Origin of the sequence: Streptomyces sp. NBC_00358, assembly GCF_036099295.1 — a bacterium.
GTDB lineage: Bacteria > Actinomycetota > Actinomycetes > Streptomycetales > Streptomycetaceae > Streptomyces.
Map to the genome: position 1 here is coordinate 456,219 of NZ_CP107976.1, position 18,808 is coordinate 475,026.

Annotated in this window: 15 protein-coding genes; 12 read left to right on the forward strand and 3 right to left on the reverse strand. The window is 72.8% G+C overall.

Features of this window, described 5'->3' with window-relative positions; genetic code table 11:
* Positions 1-58 precede the first annotated feature (58 nt).
* The 3 genes from OHT01_RS01775 to OHT01_RS01785 form a co-directional block, all read right to left on the reverse strand.
* Entirely contained in the window at positions 59-2,122 is a 2,064-nt protein-coding gene (locus tag OHT01_RS01775) for a prolyl oligopeptidase family serine peptidase (RefSeq protein ID WP_328551295.1), read from the reverse strand.
* Between the two features lie 573 nt (positions 2,123-2,695).
* Positions 2,696-4,084: a diaminopimelate decarboxylase gene (gene lysA, locus OHT01_RS01780; protein WP_328551296.1), complete on the reverse strand. Its 1,389-nt coding sequence runs from the start codon at positions 4,082-4,084 to the stop codon at positions 2,696-2,698.
* Between the two features lie 4 nt (positions 4,085-4,088).
* Entirely contained in the window at positions 4,089-4,847 is a 759-nt protein-coding gene (locus tag OHT01_RS01785) for an XRE family transcriptional regulator (protein ID WP_328551297.1), read from the reverse strand.
* 128 nt (positions 4,848-4,975) lie between these two features.
* Here OHT01_RS01785 and OHT01_RS01790 point away from each other — a divergent pair, with 128 nt between their 5' ends.
* The 12 genes from OHT01_RS01790 to OHT01_RS01845 all read left to right on the forward strand — a co-directional run bounded on the left by OHT01_RS01790 (position 4,976) and on the right by OHT01_RS01845 (position 18,762).
* Entirely contained in the window at positions 4,976-5,995 is a 1,020-nt protein-coding gene (locus OHT01_RS01790) for a MurR/RpiR family transcriptional regulator (protein ID WP_328551298.1), read from the forward strand.
* A gap of 121 nt (positions 5,996-6,116) precedes the next feature.
* Positions 6,117-7,502: a M20/M25/M40 family metallo-hydrolase gene (locus OHT01_RS01795; RefSeq protein ID WP_328551299.1), complete on the forward strand. Its 1,386-nt coding sequence runs from the start codon at positions 6,117-6,119 to the stop codon at positions 7,500-7,502.
* Positions 7,503-7,770: 268 nt separating this feature from the next.
* Positions 7,771-9,615, forward strand: coding sequence for an ABC transporter substrate-binding protein (locus OHT01_RS01800; protein WP_328551300.1), 1,845 nt, complete (start codon positions 7,771-7,773; stop codon positions 9,613-9,615).
* Positions 9,616-9,618: 3 nt separating this feature from the next.
* Positions 9,619-10,674 carry an ABC transporter permease gene (locus OHT01_RS01805; RefSeq protein ID WP_328551301.1) on the forward strand — a complete coding sequence of 352 codons (1,056 nt, stop codon included), beginning with the start codon at positions 9,619-9,621 and terminating at the stop codon, positions 10,672-10,674.
* On the forward strand, positions 10,671-11,624 hold the full coding sequence (locus OHT01_RS01810) for an ABC transporter permease (RefSeq protein ID WP_328551302.1): 954 nt from the start codon (positions 10,671-10,673) through the stop codon (positions 11,622-11,624). Before OHT01_RS01805 ends, OHT01_RS01810 begins: the two co-directional genes overlap by 4 nt.
* 5 nt (positions 11,625-11,629) lie before the next feature.
* Positions 11,630-12,727 carry an ABC transporter ATP-binding protein gene (locus tag OHT01_RS01815; RefSeq protein ID WP_328551303.1) on the forward strand — a complete coding sequence of 366 codons (1,098 nt, stop codon included), beginning with the start codon at positions 11,630-11,632 and terminating at the stop codon, positions 12,725-12,727.
* Positions 12,724-13,755: an ABC transporter ATP-binding protein gene (locus tag OHT01_RS01820; RefSeq protein ID WP_328551304.1), complete on the forward strand. Its 1,032-nt coding sequence runs from the start codon at positions 12,724-12,726 to the stop codon at positions 13,753-13,755. The genes OHT01_RS01815 and OHT01_RS01820 overlap by 4 nt, the downstream gene beginning before the upstream one ends.
* The gene (locus OHT01_RS01825) at positions 13,752-14,606 is read left to right on the forward strand and encodes a hypothetical protein (protein ID WP_328551305.1); all 855 of its coding nucleotides are present in this window, start codon (positions 13,752-13,754) and stop codon (positions 14,604-14,606) included. Before OHT01_RS01820 ends, OHT01_RS01825 begins: the two co-directional genes overlap by 4 nt.
* Positions 14,607-14,636: 30 nt before the next feature.
* The gene (gene menC, locus OHT01_RS01830) at positions 14,637-15,791 is read left to right on the forward strand and encodes an o-succinylbenzoate synthase (RefSeq protein WP_328551306.1); all 1,155 of its coding nucleotides are present in this window, start codon (positions 14,637-14,639) and stop codon (positions 15,789-15,791) included.
* Positions 15,788-16,627, forward strand: coding sequence for a M55 family metallopeptidase (locus OHT01_RS01835; protein ID WP_328551307.1), 840 nt, complete (start codon positions 15,788-15,790; stop codon positions 16,625-16,627). Before menC ends, OHT01_RS01835 begins: the two co-directional genes overlap by 4 nt.
* Positions 16,620-17,780 carry a M20/M25/M40 family metallo-hydrolase gene (locus OHT01_RS01840; protein WP_328551308.1) on the forward strand — a complete coding sequence of 387 codons (1,161 nt, stop codon included), beginning with the start codon at positions 16,620-16,622 and terminating at the stop codon, positions 17,778-17,780. The genes OHT01_RS01835 and OHT01_RS01840 overlap by 8 nt, the downstream gene beginning before the upstream one ends.
* A gap of 52 nt (positions 17,781-17,832) precedes the next feature.
* Entirely contained in the window at positions 17,833-18,762 is a 930-nt protein-coding gene (locus OHT01_RS01845; protein WP_328551309.1) for a S66 peptidase family protein, read from the forward strand.
* Positions 18,763-18,808: the final 46 nt, after the last annotated feature.

Here is an 18,808-nt window from a genome sequence, read left to right on the forward strand (position 1 = left end):
AGACCCTCGGTCACTCGTACGGCCGGGGACGCACAGGGCGTCGCCCGGCCGTTCCGGATCACAGGGCGTCGGCGTCCAGGGAGACGTCTGGGGCGATGTGGGCGCCGAGGACCTCGCGGTAGAGGGCGACTTCGGCCAGCAGGGAGCGGCGGACGGTGTCGGCGCGGCGGAAGCCGTGTCCCTCGCCCTCGAAGAGCAGGAAGCGGTGCCAGACTCCGCGTTCGCCCAGGTTGTCCACGATGCAAGTGGCCTGGTCGGGGCGGCAGATGAAATCGTCCGCGCCCTGGAGCATCACCAGCGGCACGGTGATGCGGTCGGCGTTCGCGGCGGGTGAGATCTTGTCGAATCGAGCCTGGTCCTGCGGGAGGGCGCCGACGAGGGTGTCCACGTAGCGGGACTCGAAGTCGTGGGTCTGGTCGGCCCGCCATCGTTCCGGGTCGCTGATCGGGTAGAGGACCGTGCCCGCGCAGAAGACGTCGGTGTGGACCAGACAGGCCAGGGTCGTCCAGCCGCCGGCCGAGCCGCCGCGCACGGCCGTACGCGCGGGATCCGCCAGGCCTTCGGCGGCCAGGGCGTGGGCGACGGTGACGCAGTCGTCGACGTCCACCACTCCCCACTGGCCGCGCAGCCGGTCGCGGTAGGCCCTGCCGTAGCCGGTGGAGCCGCCGTAGTCGACGTCCGCGACGGTGAAGCCGCGACTGGTGAAGAAGGAGTACTCCAGGTCGGCGGTGACGCCGGTGGAACTCGTCGGGCCGCCGTGGACCTGCACGAGCAGGGGCGGCAGTTCGCCCTCGGGTGCGGTGACGGTGGGGTGGGTGGGACGGTGCAGCAGGAAGTGGACGGGGCGGCCCTGCGCGTCGTGGACGGTGCGGCGTTCGGGCCGGGGCTGCCAAGGGGCCAGCGGGTCCTCGGACTTGGGCCTGGTACGTCGGGCCGGGCCGGAGCCGGGGGCCAGGGACACCGACAGCAGGGCGGAGCCGAGGGCCGGGTCGGCGGCGCGGACCAGGATCCGTTCGCCGTCCGACCAGAGGTCGCCCTGGAAGCTGCTCCAGCCGTCGGCGAGTTCGGTCAGTTCGCCGTCCTCGGGCGACCAACGGGACAGCCGTTGCGAGCCGTTGCCGTGCGGCAGCACGACGCCGTACGGCGTCACGGCGAACCAGCTCGCGCCGACGCGCCAGATGGGTCCGGCGCAATCCTGCTGGAGGGGAAGGACGTTGGTGATCGCGGTGGGTGTCGGCCGGTCGGTGGCCAGGTCGACGCGGTGCAGGTTCCACCAGCCGTCCGGGTCCGCCATGGCGTAGAGGGTGTCGGGGCCCGCCCATGCGGCCTGGGAGACGGAGACCTCGGTGCCGTCGTGGCTGCCGCCGAGCAGCCGGACGGGCTCGCCCGCGACGCCGTCGTGCAGCTCGGCGACCATCAACTCTGAGCTGTCCCAGGGCATATGGGGGTGGTCCCAGCCGATCCAGGCGAGCCGCCCGCCGTCCGGGGAGAGCCGGTGACCGCAGAGGAAGTGGTGCGAGCGGGCCACCACGCGCAGCGCGCCGGGGTCGTCGGCGGCGGCGCCGGACAGCGGTACGGCGACGATCTCGCGCACGGTGCGGACGGCCGGGTCGGCGTCGTGCGGTCCGGTGGCGGAGCGGGTGGTCTCCCGCACGCACCACACCTCGGTACCGTCCGGGCCGGTCACCGGGTCGGCCCAGCAGGTCTCCCGGTCGGGCGGGTCGGCCGGGGTGAGCGGCACGGGCACCGGGAACGCGTCGTCCTCGGCGACCCCGAGGCGGGGCACCTCGGCGCGGTACAGCCGCTGGTCGCGGTGGTCGGTGAAGACCAGCAGGTGGCTGCCTGTGGCCGGATCGGCGGCGCGGACCCAGTACGGCTTGCCGCCGTAGCCGAGGGAGCGGTTGCGCACGGAGACGCCGGGGGCGAGGACGGGGACGGGCTCCTCGTGGCCGGGGGCGTTGCGCAGCAGCCGTACGGTCGCGGTGGCCGGGTCGGAGGCGCACCACCAGTTCTCTTCGCCGGCTCCGGAGGGCCAGGAGGTGGATCCGGAGGCGTCGGCGACCGCTTCGGCGGTGATCGGGGACGGCCAGGTGCCGTAGGGCAGGTGGGGCTCGGTGGACATGGGTGACTCCGAGTACGGGAGGAGGTGGAGTTGGGCGGCGACGCGGGCGGCGGGCCGCCGTGGGAGTGGGCGGGGTCAGGGGTGCGGGTCACCGGCCCACTGGGGAAAGGTCCCAGGGGGCCGGGGGCTCGGGGGCCTGGGGCCGGCCCGCAGCTCGGCGGCGTACGAGTGGACGGGGAGTTGGGCGGCGGACCGCCGTAGGCGGGGACTGTGGGTGCGGCTCACCGGCCCCAGGGGGAGGTGTCCTGGGGGGGGGAAGGTCCCGGGGGCGGCGTGGCGGCTCGCCGGTCCCCGGGAGACGACCCCTGGTCCGGCGTGACGCTCGGCGGCGCCCGTGGAAGCCGCGTACGCCTGCCGCGTGAGCGTCAGGTGTGCCTGGCTCCGCCGAAGGGTGGCCGGGGTCAAGCGAACACGAGCCCCGCCGGGGTCACCTGGCGGTCAACCGCACCGGCTCGCCATGGGCGTCGCGGCGGCGCCCGCTGTGAGCCGCGCAGGCACGCCACGTGAGCCACAGGTGCGCACGTATCCGACCGGAAGACGGCGGGGGCCGGGCGGACGCGAGCCCCGCCGGGGTCACCCGGCGGTCAACCGCACCGGCTCGCCATGGGCGTCGCGGCGGCGCAGGTCCTCCGGGGTCTCCCGGCGGACCATGAGGCGGGCGCGGCCGTCGCGTACCGCGACGACGGCGGGCCGGGGCTGGGCGTTGTAGTTGCTGGCCATGGCGTGGTGGTAGGCGCCGGTGGCGGGGACCGCGAGGAGGTCTCCTGCGGCGATGTCCTCCGGCAGGGCGATGTCGGGTACGACCACGTCCCCGCTCTCGCAGTGGCGGCCGACGACCACGGCGTGCACCGGCTCGCCCTGGGCGGGGCGGTTGGCGGTCCACGCGGTGTACCGGGCGAGGTAGAGAGAGGGGCGCAGGGCGTCGCTCATACCGCCGTCGACGGACACGAACCGGCGGCGCAGCCCGTCCTTGACGGCGCCGACGCGGTACAGCGTCACCCCGGCGGTGCCGATCATCGACCGGCCGGGCTCGACGGCGAGCCGTATCGGTGAGCCGGGCATGACCCGTTCCAGTCCGGCGCGCAGGGCGGCCGTGAACGCGGCCGGGTCCAGGCGGGGTTGGCCCGGCAGGTAGGGGATGCCGGCGCCGCCGCCGAGGTCGATCTCCGCGACCGTGATGCCGTGCCGCTCGGCGAGCAGGGCGACGAAGGCGGCGACCCGTTCGGCGGCGAGCGTCAGTCCCTCGGTGGCGGTGATCTGCGAGCCGATGTGGGAGTGCACCCCCGCGAGCCGCAGCGAGGGGCGCGCCGCGACGGCGAGCACGGCACGCTCGGCGTGGCCGCCGCGCACCGGGAAGCCGAACTTGACGTCGTCGCCGCCGGTGGCCATGTAGTCGTGGGTCTCGGCGGCGACGCCGGGGGCGATCCGGACGTAGACGTCCTGGACCCGGTCGGCCGCCGCGGCGGCGCGCGCGAGCCGGTCGATCTCCTCCAGGCAGTCGACGACGACCACGCCGACGCCGTGGGCGACGGCGGCCTCCAGCTCGGGTACGGACTTGTTGTTGCCGTGGAAGACGATCCGGGCGGCGTCGAAGCCGGTGTCCACGGCGAGCCGGAGTTCGCCGCCGCTGCACACGTCCAGGTGCAGCCCCTCGGAGTCGACCCAGCGGACCATCTCCGCGCACAGGAACGCCTTGGAGGCGTAGTGCACCCGGTCCGCGCCGGACTCGCGCCACAGCCGGGCCCGGTGGCGGAAATCGGCCTCGTCCATGACGTACAGCGCGGTGCCGCAGGCGTCGGCCAGGTCGTCCAGGGCGACCCCGCCCACGTGCAGCCGGCCTTCGACGGTGCGGGCGGTCAGCGGCCACACCTCGGGTGCCGTCTCGGGTGAGGCGGCCGCGGCCAGTCCGTCGGGCAGCGGGGTCCCCGCGCGTGATGCGGGCAGGGAGGGAGCGGTGGACACGGGGCTACTCCTCGGTGAGGACGACCAGCATCAGCAGGTCGTCGCTGGGGTCGGTGAAGTGGTGTTCGTCGGTGGCGGCGAAGTGGCAGCTGTCGGCGGGGCGCAGCAGCCGTACGACGCCGCCCACCGACACCCGGCAGGAGCCGGCGAGGACGAGCGCGAACTCCTCGCCGGGGTGGGCTGTCGGGTGGTCGTGGTCGCCGAGGTCGGCGTGGAGCAGCCGGGCTCCGATGCGGCTCGCGCCGGGGGCCGTGAGGTCCCAGATGCCGTGGTGCCCGTCGGTCCGGGCGAGCAGCGGTGCCGGGGCGAAGCGTGGCGGGAAGGCCGGGGCGGCCGCGGCGGTGACCGGGCCGGTTCCGCCGAGGAGTTCGGCGGGGGTGGCGCCGAGGGCGTCGGCGATCTGGCCGAGGGTACGGACCGTGGGGTTGGCGGCGCCGGACTCCATCTGCGAGACGTAGGCCGGTGAGACGCCGGCCCGGGTCGCCACCGCGCTCAGTGTGAGCCCGGCGGCGCGGCGGACACGGGCGACGGAGGCGGCGAGGACGTCGCCGGTGTCCGCCCGGTCCGGCGGCGCGCTCCGCCCCGTGTCCGCGCTGTCGGGCGGCGCGCCTCGACCCGTGTCCGTGGGGGCGGTCCCTCCCGCGCCGCTGCCCGATTCGTCATCGGGCTGTACGGAACCGTCCGTGGCGCGGCGTGAGTTCTGCTGCGAGGCGGGGGGATCGGCCGAAGAGTTTTCCGCGCCGGTGGCTCTTGACGAGGTCATGCGGCGACAGTAAGACTCACGCATCACTTAGATCAAGCAATCCGACACCACCGTTTAACTGTCAGCAGAGACGCAGTTCAGCACCCGGATTCCCGGGTGTGGGCTGCCCTGAGTGGGAGGGGTGAGCAGTGACCGGTCCTCTGGCGCCTACGCCGACACTCGAACTGCTGCGTGCCGCGGCCGAACTGTGCGGCCCCACCGCCCAGCGCCTGTTCGAGGTGCTGGCGGAGGACTACCCCGCCTCGCTGGAGCGGCGCCCCGGTCAACTGCTGCGGGCGGCCGACGCGAGCGCCGCCGATCTGGACGGACTGCTGGCGGCGGCCGGGGTCGCCTCCACCGACGACCTGCGTCTGCTGGCGGCCCGGGAGAGCGGTCTGCGGCTGGCCGAGCCGGATCTGCGGTTCACCAGCCGCGATCCGGAGTCCGAGCCGCGGGAGCGCTCGGCGCTGCGCCGGATGATCACCGCGGAGGAGGGCAACCTCCGGCGCACGCTGGCCGATCTCCAGGCCAACGGCGCCCTGGAGTTGGCGGCCGCGGCCCTGTTGCGGGCGCGTCGGCGGTGGGTGCTGGGCGACCTGAAGTCGGCCGGGTACGCGTCACTGCTGACCAGCGACCTCACCAGCAGCATGCGGGACGTGTTCCTCGTGCCGCCGGCGACAGGCGCGGCGGTCAACGCGATCAGCGACGCGCACGCGGACGACGTCCTGGTCGTGTTCAGCTTCCGCAACTACAGCGGCCTGACGGTGGACGTGGCCCGGGAGTTCCGCGCGCTGGGCGCCTCGGTGATCGCGTTGACCGACAGCTACACCAGTCCGGTGTGCTCCTTCGCCACGCACGTCCTGGCGGTGGACACCCGCAGCGAGTCGCCGCACCACTCGCCGACGGCGGTGGCGGCGGCGGCCCATGTGCTGGCGGCGCTGGCCGCCGCGGGCGCCAAGGGGGCGGCCCGGCGCAACCGGCGCCGGGCGGAGCTCTTCCGCTCCCTGGGCAGCTACGGCCTGGGCCGGACGCCGTCCGTCGCGGCCGCGGGCGAGGCGGGGGGCTCGCCGGATCTCCCGGGACCCGCTGCCGGCCTGCCCGGCGCCGGCGCCATGGACCCGTCCGGCTTACCCGCCGAATCGGAGGACGTGCCCCCGCCCGCGCGGTGAGCACCCCCTCCCTTCCCCGTCCCGCCTGTTCCCCGTTTCCGCGAGCCCGTCTCGCTGAGCCATCGACGGCAGAGGCCCCGTCCTCGCGCCCTGCCGCCGGGAAAGCAAGTGGTTCCCCTCCATGAACGACCCCTCTCTCCACCAGGACGGCGGCGCTCTCTCCCCCGCCGAGGACTCCGCACTGATCTCCGAAGTCACCGAGTTCTGCGCCCGGTTGATCCGTTTCGACACCAGCAACTACGGCGGTGGTGACTCCCGCGGTGAGCGGGAGGCGGCCGAGTGGACCGCCGGACTGCTCGCCGAGTCCGGCTACGAGCCTCTCGTGCTGGAGTCGGCGCCGGGCCGGGCCAGCACCGTGGTCCGCATCCCCGGCGAGGACCGCGACGCCCCGGCCCTGCTGGTCCACGGCCACCTCGACGTGGTTCCGGCCGAGCCCGCCGACTGGAGCTTCGACCCGTTCTGCGGGGAGATACGCGACGGCGCGATCCTCGGTCGCGGGGCGCTGGACATGAAGGACATGGACGCGATGATGCTCGCGTCCGCCCGGTCCTGGGCGCGCCGCGGGGTGAGGCCGGCGCGCGACATCGTGATGGCGTTCGTCGCGGACGAGGAGGACACCGGCGAGCTGGGGGCGGGCTTCCTCGTCGACCGGCACACGGACCTCTTCGAGGGCGTCACGACCGCGATCGGCGAGTCCGGCGGCTACTCGGTCCATCTGCCGGACGCCTCCCGGCTCTACCCGATCGCCGTCGGCGAGCGCGGCAGCGCCTGGATGGACCTGACGGCGCGCGGCGCGGCGGGCCACGGCTCCCGGCCCGGCACGGACAACGCCGTCGCCACCCTCGCGGCCACCCTCGCCGCGCTGGCCGGGCACCGCTGGCCGGTGCGGATCGTGCCGGCGGTCGCCGCGCTGCTGGAGGGGCTCTCCACCCGTCTGGGCGTCACGGTCGACCCGGCGGACCCGGCGTCGCTCGCGCAGTTGGGCGAGGCGGCCAAGCTGGTCGAGGCCACCGTCGCCAACACCCTCAACCCGACCATGATGAAGGCGGGTTACAAGCACAACGTCATTCCGAGCGAGGCGACGGCCGGCGTGGACGGCCGCATCCTGCCGGGCGCCGAAGAGGACTTCTTCGCCACCGTGGACGCCCTGCTCGGCGAGAAGGTCTCGCGGTCCTTCCACAGTTTCGCCGCGCCGGTCTTCGCGGACCACACCTCGGCCGAGTTCGCGGAGATGGCGGCGGCGCTGCGCCGCGCCGATCCCCAGGCGCTGGTGCTGCCGTTCATCATGTCGGGCGGCACCGACGCCAAGGCGTTCGCCCGACTGGGCATCCAGTGCTACGGGTTCGGCCCCGGCCTGACCCCTCCCGGCTTCGACGTGTGGCGGTATGTGCACGGCGTCGACGAGCAGGTCCTCGTCAGCAGCCTGGAGTTCGGCGTGCGGGTGCTGGAGGACTTCCTGCGCACCGGCACCGGCACCGGCACCGGGGTCCGGAACGCGGAGCGATGACCGCGCCGTACCTCCGCTGAACCCCGCGCGAGCCGGCCACGGCCCCGCGGACCGGCCCCTCCCCCGCCCAAGAGCCCCACAGCACCACCGTACGCACGTTCACATTCATGTATGCACCAATGCATGAGCCAATGCACACACCAATAGGTGCACTATGCAGCAACTGGCGCCCCGTACGGCCCTTCCCGGGTCCGCGGCCCAGCGGCCCCGTCCCACCGCCCGTCCCTTCGCGGCCCCGTGCCGCCGGCACCTCCAGGAGAAGTTCACGATGACCACGTCCGCCCCTGTGCACAGAATCGGCCGCAAGGCCGCCGCGCTCGCCACGTCACTGCTCCTCGGTACCGGCGCGGGCCTCGCCCTGGCGCCGGCCGCCGTGGCCGACGACGGCGGCAGCACGCTCCGGATGCCGATCACCGGCATCGGCATCGACTCCCTGAACCCGTTCCTGGCCTACTTCGCGGGCAGCCTGGACGTGTTCGCCGGCATCTACCCGGCCCTGGACACCGTGGAGCAGGACGGCACCGTCAAGCCGTATCTGGCGGACTCCTGGACGACCTCCAGCGACAAGCTCACCTGGACCTTCAAGATCCACAAGGGTCTGAAGTGGAGCGACGGCAAGCCGATCACGGCCGAGGACGCCGCCTGGACGTTCAACCTGATCATGAGCAACTCCACGGCGGCCACCGCCAACGGCTCCCTGGTGAGCAACTTCGCGTCGGTGACCGCGCCGGACGACACCACCCTGGTCGTCAAGACCAAGAAGCCGCAGGCCACCATGCTGTCGGTCAGCATCCCGGTGTCGGGCATCCCGATCGTGCCGAAGCACATATGGGAATCCCATGTGAAGGACCTGAAGAGCTACAAGAACGACAGCTTCCCGATCGTCGGTTACGGCCCGTGGACGCTGACGGACTACAAGTCCGAGCAGTACGCCAAGTTCGACGCGAACAAGGACTTCCTGCTCGGCGCGCCCAAGTACGACCACATGATCGAGCAGTCGTTCAAGAACACGGACGCCGCCGTGGCGGCCCTGCGCTCGGGGCAGTTGGACTACGTCAGCGGTCTCAACCCCACCCAGTACCAGGCGCTCAAGGGCCGGTCCGGCATCAAGGCGTACGAGCAGGTCGGCAACCGCTGGAGCGGCATCGAGGTCAACGGCGGCGCCCGTACCCGCGACGGCAAGAAGATCGGCACCGGTCACCCGGCGCTCGGCGACGTCAAGGTGCGTGAGGCGCTGGCACGCGCCATCGACCGGGCGACCATCGTGAAGAAGGTCCGCAACGGCCTGGCGGAGGTCGGTGGCAGCTACCTGCCGCAGTCACTGCCGCAGTACGCGTGGCAGCCCTCCGACTCCGAGAAGTTCGGCTACGACCCGGCCAAGGCCAACTCCGTGCTGGACGAGGCGGGTTACAAGAAGGGCTCGGACGGGATCCGGGTCGACCCGAAGTCGAAGCGCAAGCTGGAGTTCCGCCTCGGCATCCACTCCGACGACGACGGCGACGCCAAGGTGTCCACGTACCTCACGGGCTGGTTCAAGGAGATCGGCGTCAAGGTCGACATCCAGTCGATGAGCTCCGCCAAGCTCAACGCCGACCTGGCCAAGGGCGACTGGGACATCCTGATGGACTCCTGGTCGACCGGTCCCGACCCGACGTACCTGCTGGGCATCCAGACCTGCTCGGCGCTGCCCGACAGCAAGGGCGAGGGCGGCAGCACGGACTCGTTCTTCTGCGACAAGAACTACGACAACCTGTTCCTGCGTCAGCAGAGCGCCTTCGACGACAAGGAGCGGGCGGATCTGCTGCGGCAGATGCAGGCCATCCTGTACAAGGCCAACGAGAACATCATGATCTACAACGCCAGTGGTCTCGCCGCGTACCGCACCGACCGCGTGAGCGGCATCGTGGACGGAAAGGCGAACTCCGCCGGCGCCTACCCCGCGCAGGACTCCTTCCACCAGTACGTGAACGCGACCCCCGCCAAGGCCTCGTCCTCCTCCTCGGGCGGCAACTCCGGCACGCTGATCGGCGCTTCGGCGGCCGTGGTGGTCGTCCTGGCCGCGGGCGGAGTGTTCATGGCACGCCGCCGCTCCTCCTCCGACGACCGCGAGTAGACCGTGGCCGACACCATCGACGCCACCGGCGCCGTCACGGCCGAGCCCGCCGCCCCGCGCGGCGGGCGCCGGCCCGGCTCCGGATTCGCCCGCTACCTGGCCACGAAGCTGGTGGCCGCGGCCGTCAGCTTCCTGGCCACCCTCGTCATCGGCTTCGTCCTGTTCAGCCTGATGCCGGCCGACCCGGTGCAGTCCATCACCCGCGGCCGCCCCACCAGCGACGCGCAGATGGCACAACTGCGCAAGCAGCTCGGCCTGGACCAGTCGGTGCCCGAACGCTTCTTCCACTTCGTCACCGACACCCTGACCGGCCACCTGGGAAACTCCTGGGAGTTCCAGCAGCCGGTCAGCTCCCTCATCAGCGACCGGCTGTGGCCGACCCTGCTGCTGATGGGCACGGCCATGCTCATCTCGGTGGCGCTTGGCCTCTGGCTTGGTGTCAGATCCGGCTGGCGGCAAGGGAGTTGGCTGGACCGCATCGCCACCGGCGCCTCGCTGACGCTGTGGTCGGTGCCGACCTTCTGGCTGGGCATGATCCTGCTGATCACCTTCAGCGTCGGCATCGGCCCGATCCCCGGCTTCCTGCCCGCGGGCGGGATGAGCGACCCGGCGATCACCGGCGGCCCGGACCACGTCCTCGACGTGGCCAAGCACCTGGTCCTGCCCTGTCTGACCATGGTCCTGGTGGTCTTCGCCCAGTACGTCGCCGTCATGCGCTCGTCGATCATCGACGAGCTGGGCAGCCCGTATCTGCTCACCGCGCGGGCCAAGGGCCTGCGTGACGACGACGTACGGCGCAGGCACGCGGTGCCCAACGCCCTGCTGCCCTCGGTCACCATGATCTTCATGCACCTGGGCACGGTGCTCGGCGGTGCCATCACCGTGGAGACCGTCTACTCCTGGCCGGGCCTGGGCCAGCTCAGCTACCAGGCCCTGAAGGTGCCCGATCTGCCGCTGCTCCAGGGCACGTTCATCGTCTTCAGCGCCTCGGTGATCCTCATGAACCTGCTCGCCGACGTGATCTACCGCTTCCTCGACCCCCGGGTGCGTGCCCAGTGACCGACCACGAACCCCTCACCCTGACCGTCGCCCCGCCGCGGGCGGGGGCCGACCCCGCGCCGCCGGTCCCACCGGCCGCACCGACGCCGCGCCGCGACGGATTCGCCGGCTTCGTCCGCTCCTTCGTCCGCATCCGCTCCGGCGTGGCCGGCCTCATCATCCTGGTCGTGTTCGGCCTGCTGGCCGTCTGCGCACCGCTGTTCATCTCGGACAACGACCTCGACGTCATCAAGGTCGACGGGCCCTCCCTGCACTCCCCGCTCGGCGGTTACCCGCTCGGCACGGACCAGGAGGGACGCTCCATCCTCCTGCTGGTCATCTGGGGAGCCCGTTCCTCGCTGTCCATCGGTCTGATGGCGACCGTGCTGACGGTGGTGCTCGGCAGCACCGTCGGCCTGGTCGCCGGTCACTACGGCGGCTGGACCGGCAAGGCGCTGATGCACCTCACCGACTGGTTCATCGCGCTGCCGAGCCTGCCGCTGGCCATCTCGCTGTCGGCGGTGATCGGGCAGGGCACCGCGTCCATCACCATCGCCATCGCGGTGACCAGTTGGTCGTCCACGGCCCGGCTGGTGCGGGCGCAGACCCTCGCGGTGGAGGCCAAGCCGTTCATCGAGCGGGCCAGGGCGCTGGGCGCGGGTGGGCCGCAGGTGATGCTGCGGCACGTGCTGCCGAACGTCACCCCGCTGATCCTGGTCTCCTCCACGCTGACGGTGGCCTCGGCGATCCTGTCGGAGGCGACCCTGACCTTCCTCGGTCTGGGCGACCCGACCGGCATCTCCTGGGGCGCGATGCTCAACTCGGCGCTGAGCGGCGGCGCCGTCACCGCCGGCGCCTGGTGGTACCTGTACCCGCCCGGCATCGCCATCCTGATCGTCGTCCTCGGCTTCACCCTGACCGGCCGCGCCGTGGAGACCATTCTCAACCCGAGGTCGGTGAAGACACGTTGAACGCGATGTTGGAGGTCAGGGACCTCAAGGTCACGTACCGCAGTGGCGGGCGCACGGTGCCCGCCGTACGCGGGGTGGACCTCACGCTGGACGCCGGGCAGACGCTCGGCCTGGCCGGTGAGTCCGGCTCGGGCAAGTCCACCCTGGCGATGAGCCTGCTGCGGCTGCTGCCGGCCGCCGCCGAGGTCACCGGCCAGGTGCTCTACCAGGGCGAGGACCTGCTCACCGCGAACTGGAGCCGGATGCGGGCGGTGCGCTGGGCGGAGGCCTCCGTGGTCTTCCAGGGCGCGATGACCGCGCTCAACCCGGTGCACACCATCGGCGACCAGCTCGTCGAGCCGATCGTGCTGCACGGCCGCAGGGCCGGCGAGGAGGGCGGCCGGATCACCGAGAAGCAGGCCCGCGCCCGCGCGGCCGAGCTGCTGGAGTCGGTGGGCGTCCCGGCGCGGCGGATGCGCAGCTATCCGCACGAGTTCTCCGGCGGGCAGCGCCAGCGCGTCATGATCGCGATGGCGCTGGCCTGCCGCCCGAACCTGATCATCGCGGACGAGCCGACGACGGCCCTGGACGTGATGGTGCAGGCCCAGATCCTGGACCTGCTCTCGGACCTCGTACGCGACGAGGGCATCGGCGTCATCATGATCAGCCACGATCTCTCCGTCCTCGGCCAGATGTGCGACCGGCTGGCGGTGATGTACGCCGGTGAGCTTGTCGAGTCCGGCCCCTCACGGCAGCTCCTGGACGACCCTCGGCACCCCTACACCCGGGCGCTCTCCCGCGCCTTCCCCACCATCGGCGACCCCGCCTCCCGCAGGGCGCCGGCCGGCCTGCCCGGCGACCCGCCCGACCCTGCCGCCCTCGGCCCCGGCTGCGCGTTCGCGGCCCGTTGCCCCGACGTGCACGAGGTCTGCGACGGCACCCCCGTCGAGCTGTGGCCAGCCGGTCCCGGACGGCAGTCGGCGTGCCTGCGGGTGCTGCCCGGTTTCCCCGACCTCTCCGCGGACGCGCCCGAAGCCTCCCCGAAGGTGCCGGACCCCACCTCCGACGTATCCGAACCCTCGGCAGACCTGCCCGAACCGTCCGCGGAAGGAGCCCGCTCATGACCGTCACCACCACGGGCACGGTCACCGGACCCGACGCGGCCACGGCGCCCGCGCTGGAGGTCCGCGACCTGCACATCACGTATCCGCCCCGGGCGGGCCGCGGCCCCGCCCGCGCGGTGGACGGTGTCGACCTCCAACTGGGCCGCGGCGAGATCCTCGCCCTGATCGGCGAGTCCGGCTGCGGCAAGTCCACCCTGGCGCGCGCCCTGACCGGGCTGGTCAAGCCCACATCGGGCGAGGTGCTGTCCGACGGCGTGCCGCTGCGCTACACGAGCGCCGCGCTCAAGGCGCACCGCCGCAAGGTCCAGTTCGTCCTCCAGGACCCCGGCGGCGCCCTGAACCCGCGGCAGAACGTGTTCGACGCGGTCGCCGAGGGTCCCCGGCTGCACCGGATGAAGGACGGCCTCGAACAGCGCGTGCACACCGCCCTGTCCAAGGCCGGGCTGCGCCCTCCGGAGCAGTTCCTGTCGCGCTTCCCGCACGAGATGTCCGGCGGGCAGCAGCAGCGCGTGGTGATCGCGGGCGCGCTCGCACTGGAGCCCTCGGTGATCGTGGCCGACGAACCGGTGGCCTCGCTGGACGCCTCCGTACGCGGCGAGATCCTCAAGCTCGTCCTCGACCTGCGCCGCGACCTCGGCCTGTCCTCCCTGGTGGTCAGTCATGACCTTGGCCTGGCCTGGAACATCGCCGACCGGGTGGCGGTGATGTACCTGGGCCGGATCGTCGAGGTCGGCACCGTCGAGGAGGTCCTGCTCGCGCCTAAGCACCCGTACACCAAGGCTCTGCTGTCCGTGGTGTCCGCGGAGGGCGGGCGCGGTGAGCGGCGGCCCCAACTGCTCCAGGGCGAGCCGCCGGACCCGACGGACGTGCCCGAGGGCTGCCGGTTCCATCCGCGCTGCCCGGCGTGGGCCGGCCTCGACCCGGCGGGCCGCACGGAGGCGGGCTGCGACCGACGGACGCTGCCGGTCCTGCCGGCGCAGGCGCCGGCCGGCGGTCGGGCCGCGTGTCACCTCGCGAGCGCCTCGTGAACACGACGGCGACACCGAGGTGCGCGGCCGGTACCCTGCCGGCTCCGCCGCTGGTCGTACGTGATGTGGACGGCCCGCTGGAAATGGCCGACTGCGTCGCGCTGTACGAGCGGGTCATGGGCCTGCGCCCCGCCGACGGCAGCCTCAACCCGCGCCTGCTGACCGCCCTTCAGGACAACAGCGGCCTGGTCGTCGGCGCCTATCTCGGCGAGGCACTGGTGGGATTCACCTACAGTTTCCTCGCCCGCGAAAGGTGCGCCGACAGGCAGGGCCCGCGCCTGTACCAGTACTCGCAACTGGCGGTGGTGGCGCACGAACGCCAGGGCCTCGGCATCGGACGGCTGCTCAAGCTCGGCCAGCGCGACCGCTGCCTGGCGGAGGGGACCACGCTGATCCGCTGGGCGTACGACCCGATGCAGACCCGCAACGCCCACTTCAACCTCGACGTGCTCGGCGCGGCGGTGGACGCGTTCAAGCCCGCGATGTACGGCGCCTCGGGATTCGGCACCGCCACCGGCGAGTCCACCGACCGCTTCATCGTCTCCTGGCACCTGGACGCCCCGGCACGGCACGCCGCGCCCGCTCCCGGTCCGCCGCCCGGCGGCTGGAGCGTCGGCCACGTGTACGACGACGGCGACGACCGGATCGTGGTCCTGCCCGACGACTGGCACCGGCTGCGCGCCGAGCACGGCCCGGAGCGCGCTGCTCTGCTGCGCGGCCGACTCACCCACACCTTCGCCCGGCTGCTCGCCGACCGCACCGCCGTCTCCTGCGTACGGCTGCCGGGCGGACTCGCCGCGTACCGCTTCACCCCCCGTGCCGCAGCACCCGGCACGACCCCCCGCCCCTGACCGGGGCCCCGCACGGTAGGACGACCCCACATGACCGTCACCCTTGCCGAGATCGAGCTGGCGCTGGTCCGGCTCGATCTCGTCCACTCCTTCGAGACCAGTTCGCACCGCAAGTCGTACCTGGAGCACATCGTCGTCCGCGCGACCGCCGAGGACGGCACCGTCGGCTGGGGCGAGTGCGCCTCGCCGACCGACCCGTACTACTGCGACGAGTCCACCTGGAGCTGCTGGCAGGTGCTGGGCGACCACCTCGCCCCGATGCTCCTCGGCCGGCCCTGGGACCACCCCGACGACGCGGCCCGCCTCACCGCCAAGGTGAGCGGCAACCACTTCGCCCGCGCCGGCCTCGACATGGCCTGCTGGGACCTCTACGGACAGCGGCGCGGCGAGCCCCTGGCCGACCTGCTCGGCGCCGACGCCGACGCGGTGCCCGCCGGGGTCAGCCTCGGCATCGAGCCGACGATCGACGCGCTGCTCGCGCAGGTCTCCCGGCACGTCGCCGACGGCTACCGCCGCGTCAAGCTGAAGATCCGCCCCGGCTGGGACCTCGAACCGGTCCGCGCCGTCCAGGACGCCTTCCCCGGCGTCGCCCTCCAGGTCGACGCCAACACCGCCTATCTTCCCGAACAGGAGCCCGTCCTGGTGGAGTTGGACGGACGCGGCCTGCTGATGATCGAGCAGCCGTACGCCGCCTCCGACCTGCTCTCGCACGCCCGGCTCGCCGCCCGTCTGGACACCCCGGTGTGCCTGGACGAGTCGGTCACCACCCCGGACGTACTGCGCACCGCCCTGCACCTGGGCGCGGCCGACATCGTCAACATCAAGGTCTCCCGGCTCGGAGGGCTCGGCCCGTCCAAGACGGTGCACGACCTGTGCCTGGACGCCGGGGTGCCCGTGTGGTGCGGCGGGATGCACGAATTCGGCATCGGCCGGGCCGCCAACCTGGCCCTCGCCGGACTGCCCGGCTTCACCCTGCCCTCGGACGTCTCCGGCTCCGACAAGTACTACCGGCGGGACATCGTCACACCGCCGATCCGCGCCGTGGACGGCATGGTCGCCGTGCCCCGCTCCCGGCCCGGCATCGGCCTCGCCGTGGACCTCGGCCAACTGGGCCGGCACACCGTGCGCACCTGGACCATCCGTCCCCGCGCCCATCTCACCACCCCTGACGGGAAGGCAGCATGAAGGTCCTGATCTCCGCCGACATGGAGGGCGTCACCGGCGTCACCTTCCCCGACGACTGCGAGCCCGGCCACGCCCGCTGGGAGTACAACCGGCGGTTCCTCACCGCCGACGTCAACGCCGCCATCGCCGGTTTCGCCGCGGCCGGCGCCACCGAGATCCTCGTCAACGAGGCCCACGCCGACCAGCGCAACCTGCTCCTCGACCGGCTCGACAAACGGGCCACCCTGCTGATCGGCACGCACAAGCCGCTCGGCATGATGGAGGGCATCGACCGCTCCCCCGACGCGGTCGCCCTCGTCGGCTACCACACCGGCGCCGGTCAGCCGGGCGTGCTCGCCCACACCTATCTGCCCAACACCATCACCGCGGTGCGGATCAACGGCGAGCCGGCCTCCGAGGGCCGGATGAACGCGCTGCTCGCCGACGAATACGGCGTCCCGGTGGTCCTGGTCACCGGCGACGACCTGTGCTGCGAGGACGCCCGCGGCTGGGCGCCGCACGCCGCCCACGCCGTGGTCAAGACCTGCGTGGACCGCTACTCCGCGATCTGCCTGCCGCCCGAGGTGAGCGCCGCCCGGATCACCGAGGCCGCCCGCGAAGGCCTCACCGCCCTGCCCGCCCCCACCGGCCCGCTCACCCCGCCCGCCGGGGGCTACACCTACGAGGTGTCCTTCGACGCCGCCCACCTGGCGCCCGCCGCCGCCTACATCCCCGGCGTCGTCCAGACCGACCCGCTGACCGTGCGGTTCACGCTGCCGACGATGTACGAGGCGATCCGCTGCTTCCGCGCGCTGACCCGGGTGGTCACCTCGGCCGTGGAGAACTGCTATGGCTGAGCCCGCCGAACTCCTCGCCCTGGCCCGCACGTTCGGCGACACGGTGCTGGAACGCTGGGAACGCCTGGTCTCGTTGGAGACCCCGTCGAGCGACGCGGACCGCGCGGCCGTGTTCGGCAAGGAACTCGCCTCGGGCCTCTCCGCCACGGCGGACCGGATCGAGCACCCGCCGGGACCGGGCGGCGACCACCTGGTGGCGTACTGGAACGGGCGCGGGACCTCGAACGACGGCTCCCGCGCCGGACATACGCTGCTCGTGGCCCACAGCGACACCGTCTTCCCGGCCGGGACCATCACCCGGCGCCCCTTCACGCTCGCCGAGGACGGCGACACGGTCAACGGCCCCGGAGTCTTCGACATGAAGGGCTCCCTGGTGGCCGTCGAAATGGCCATGGACCTGCTGTCCCGTAGGGGCGCCACGCCGAGGCGTCCGGTACGCCTCGTGGTGGTCAACGACGAGGAGATCGGCAGCCCCGACGGCAGCCGCCTCGTGGCCCGGCACGCCGAGGGCGCCCACGCGGTGCTCGGCCTCGAACCACCGCTGCCCGGCGGCGCGTTGAAGATCGGCCGACGCGGGGTGGCCCGGGTGCGGCTGAGGGTGCGCGGGGTCAGCGCCCACGCCGGCCTCGACGCCGCGCTCGGCGTCTCCGCGATCGACGAACTCGTGGACCAGTTGGCGGAGTTGCGGGCAACGGCCGCCGCCCTCCCCGACGCCGCGCTGAACGTCGGCACGATCACCGGTGGTACCCGCGCCAACGTGGTCGCCGATCACGCCGAGGCGGAGATCGGCCTGCGCTACGCCACCGCCGAGACCGAACGGGCCCTGCTGTCCGCCCTGTTGGAACCGACCCCGGTACGGCAGCGGGCCACCCTGTCCGCCGAGACGCTGTCCCACCGCCCGGCCTGGGCGATGGACCCGGCCAACCCCCTGGCGGCCGAACTGACCACGCTCGCCACCACTTTGGGCCTGGACCTGCCGCTCGGTTCCTCCGGCGGCGCGGGCGACACCAACCTCACCGGCGCGCTCGGCATCCCGACGGTCGACGGCCTGGGCCCTGCGGGCGCCGGCGCCCACGGCGAGGACGAACACGCCTCGCTCTCCTCCCTGTTGGAGCGAGCGGCGCTGATCGCCACGTTCCTGGAAACCCACTGACCCCTGCATCGGCCCAAAGCCCAGAGCCCACCCTCACTCCCCAAGGACCAACATGCCCACCCTGCCCTCCGAGGGGCTCATCCGCCCCGCCGCACCCAAGCCCGGTGACCGTGTCGCCGTCATCGCCGCCAGCGGACCGACCGACCAGGAGAACCTGGAGACCGGCCTGGAGTCGCTGCGCGGGCTCGGCCTCCGGCCCGAGGTGTTCGCCTCCGCGCGGGCGACCGGCGAATACCTCGCCGGAGACGACGCGCTGCGCGCCCGCGACCTGACCACCGCGCTCACCGACCCGGCGTTCACGGCCGTCTTCTGCGCGAACGGCGGCTACGGCGCCCAGCGCACCCTGGAGCTCGTCGACTGGGACGCCATCGGCACGCCCACCCCGCGCCCCGTCATCGGATTCTCCGACGTCACGGCGCTGCTGGAGGCGGTGGCGGTGAAGCTGGGCTGGACGGGCCTGTTCGGACCGATGCCCGCCATCCGCGGCTTCCACCCCGGTCGCGCCGACTTCGACGGACTCGCCGCACTGCTCACCGACCCGGCGTCCGTCAAGGAACTGCGCTTCCCCGGCTCCCGCCCCCTGGTCGGCGGCACCGCGGAAGGCGTCACACTGGGCGGCACGGTCACCCTGCTCGCCTGTTCCCTGGGCACCGACACCTCGCTGCCCGCGCACGGCGGCATCGTCCTGCTGGAGGACGTGGACGAGGAGACCTTCCGGCTCGACCGGTTCCTCACCCAGTTGCGCCGCGCCGGATACTTCGACGGCGCGGCCGGCATCGTCTGCGGCACCTTCACCGACTGCGGCACACGCGAGCGCGTCGAGGAACTCCTTCACGACCGCCTCGGCGACCTCGGTATCCCGGTCCTCGTCGGCGCGGACATCGGCCACGGTGTGCCGCAGCAGACGTTCCCCATCGGCACCCGGGCCAGGCTCGACGCCGACGCGGGCGTACTCACGTTCCTGGATCCCGTACTCGGCTGAGCCGGCAGGAAGGACGACCCCGGCGGGACGCCGCGCGCCTGAGCGC

Coding starts and splice junctions, on each gene's coding strand:
- OHT01_RS01800 (WP_328551300.1), top strand. CDS start 7,771: ATGACCACGTCCGCCCCTGTGCACAGAATCGGCCGCAAGGCCGCCGCG.
- OHT01_RS01820 (WP_328551304.1), top strand. CDS start 12,724: ATGACCGTCACCACCACGGGCACGGTCACCGGACCCGACGCGGCCACG.
- OHT01_RS01845 (WP_328551309.1), top strand. CDS start 17,833: ATGCCCACCCTGCCCTCCGAGGGGCTCATCCGCCCCGCCGCACCCAAG.
- OHT01_RS01835 (WP_328551307.1), top strand. CDS start 15,788: ATGAAGGTCCTGATCTCCGCCGACATGGAGGGCGTCACCGGCGTCACC.
- OHT01_RS01840 (WP_328551308.1), top strand. CDS start 16,620: ATGGCTGAGCCCGCCGAACTCCTCGCCCTGGCCCGCACGTTCGGCGAC.
- OHT01_RS01795 (WP_328551299.1), top strand. CDS start 6,117: ATGAACGACCCCTCTCTCCACCAGGACGGCGGCGCTCTCTCCCCCGCC.
- OHT01_RS01815 (WP_328551303.1), top strand. CDS start 11,630: ATGTTGGAGGTCAGGGACCTCAAGGTCACGTACCGCAGTGGCGGGCGC.
- OHT01_RS01775 (WP_328551295.1), bottom strand. CDS start 2,122: ATGTCCACCGAGCCCCACCTGCCCTACGGCACCTGGCCGTCCCCGATC.
- OHT01_RS01785 (WP_328551297.1), bottom strand. CDS start 4,847: ATGACCTCGTCAAGAGCCACCGGCGCGGAAAACTCTTCGGCCGATCCC.
- menC (WP_328551306.1), top strand. CDS start 14,637: ATGACCGTCACCCTTGCCGAGATCGAGCTGGCGCTGGTCCGGCTCGAT.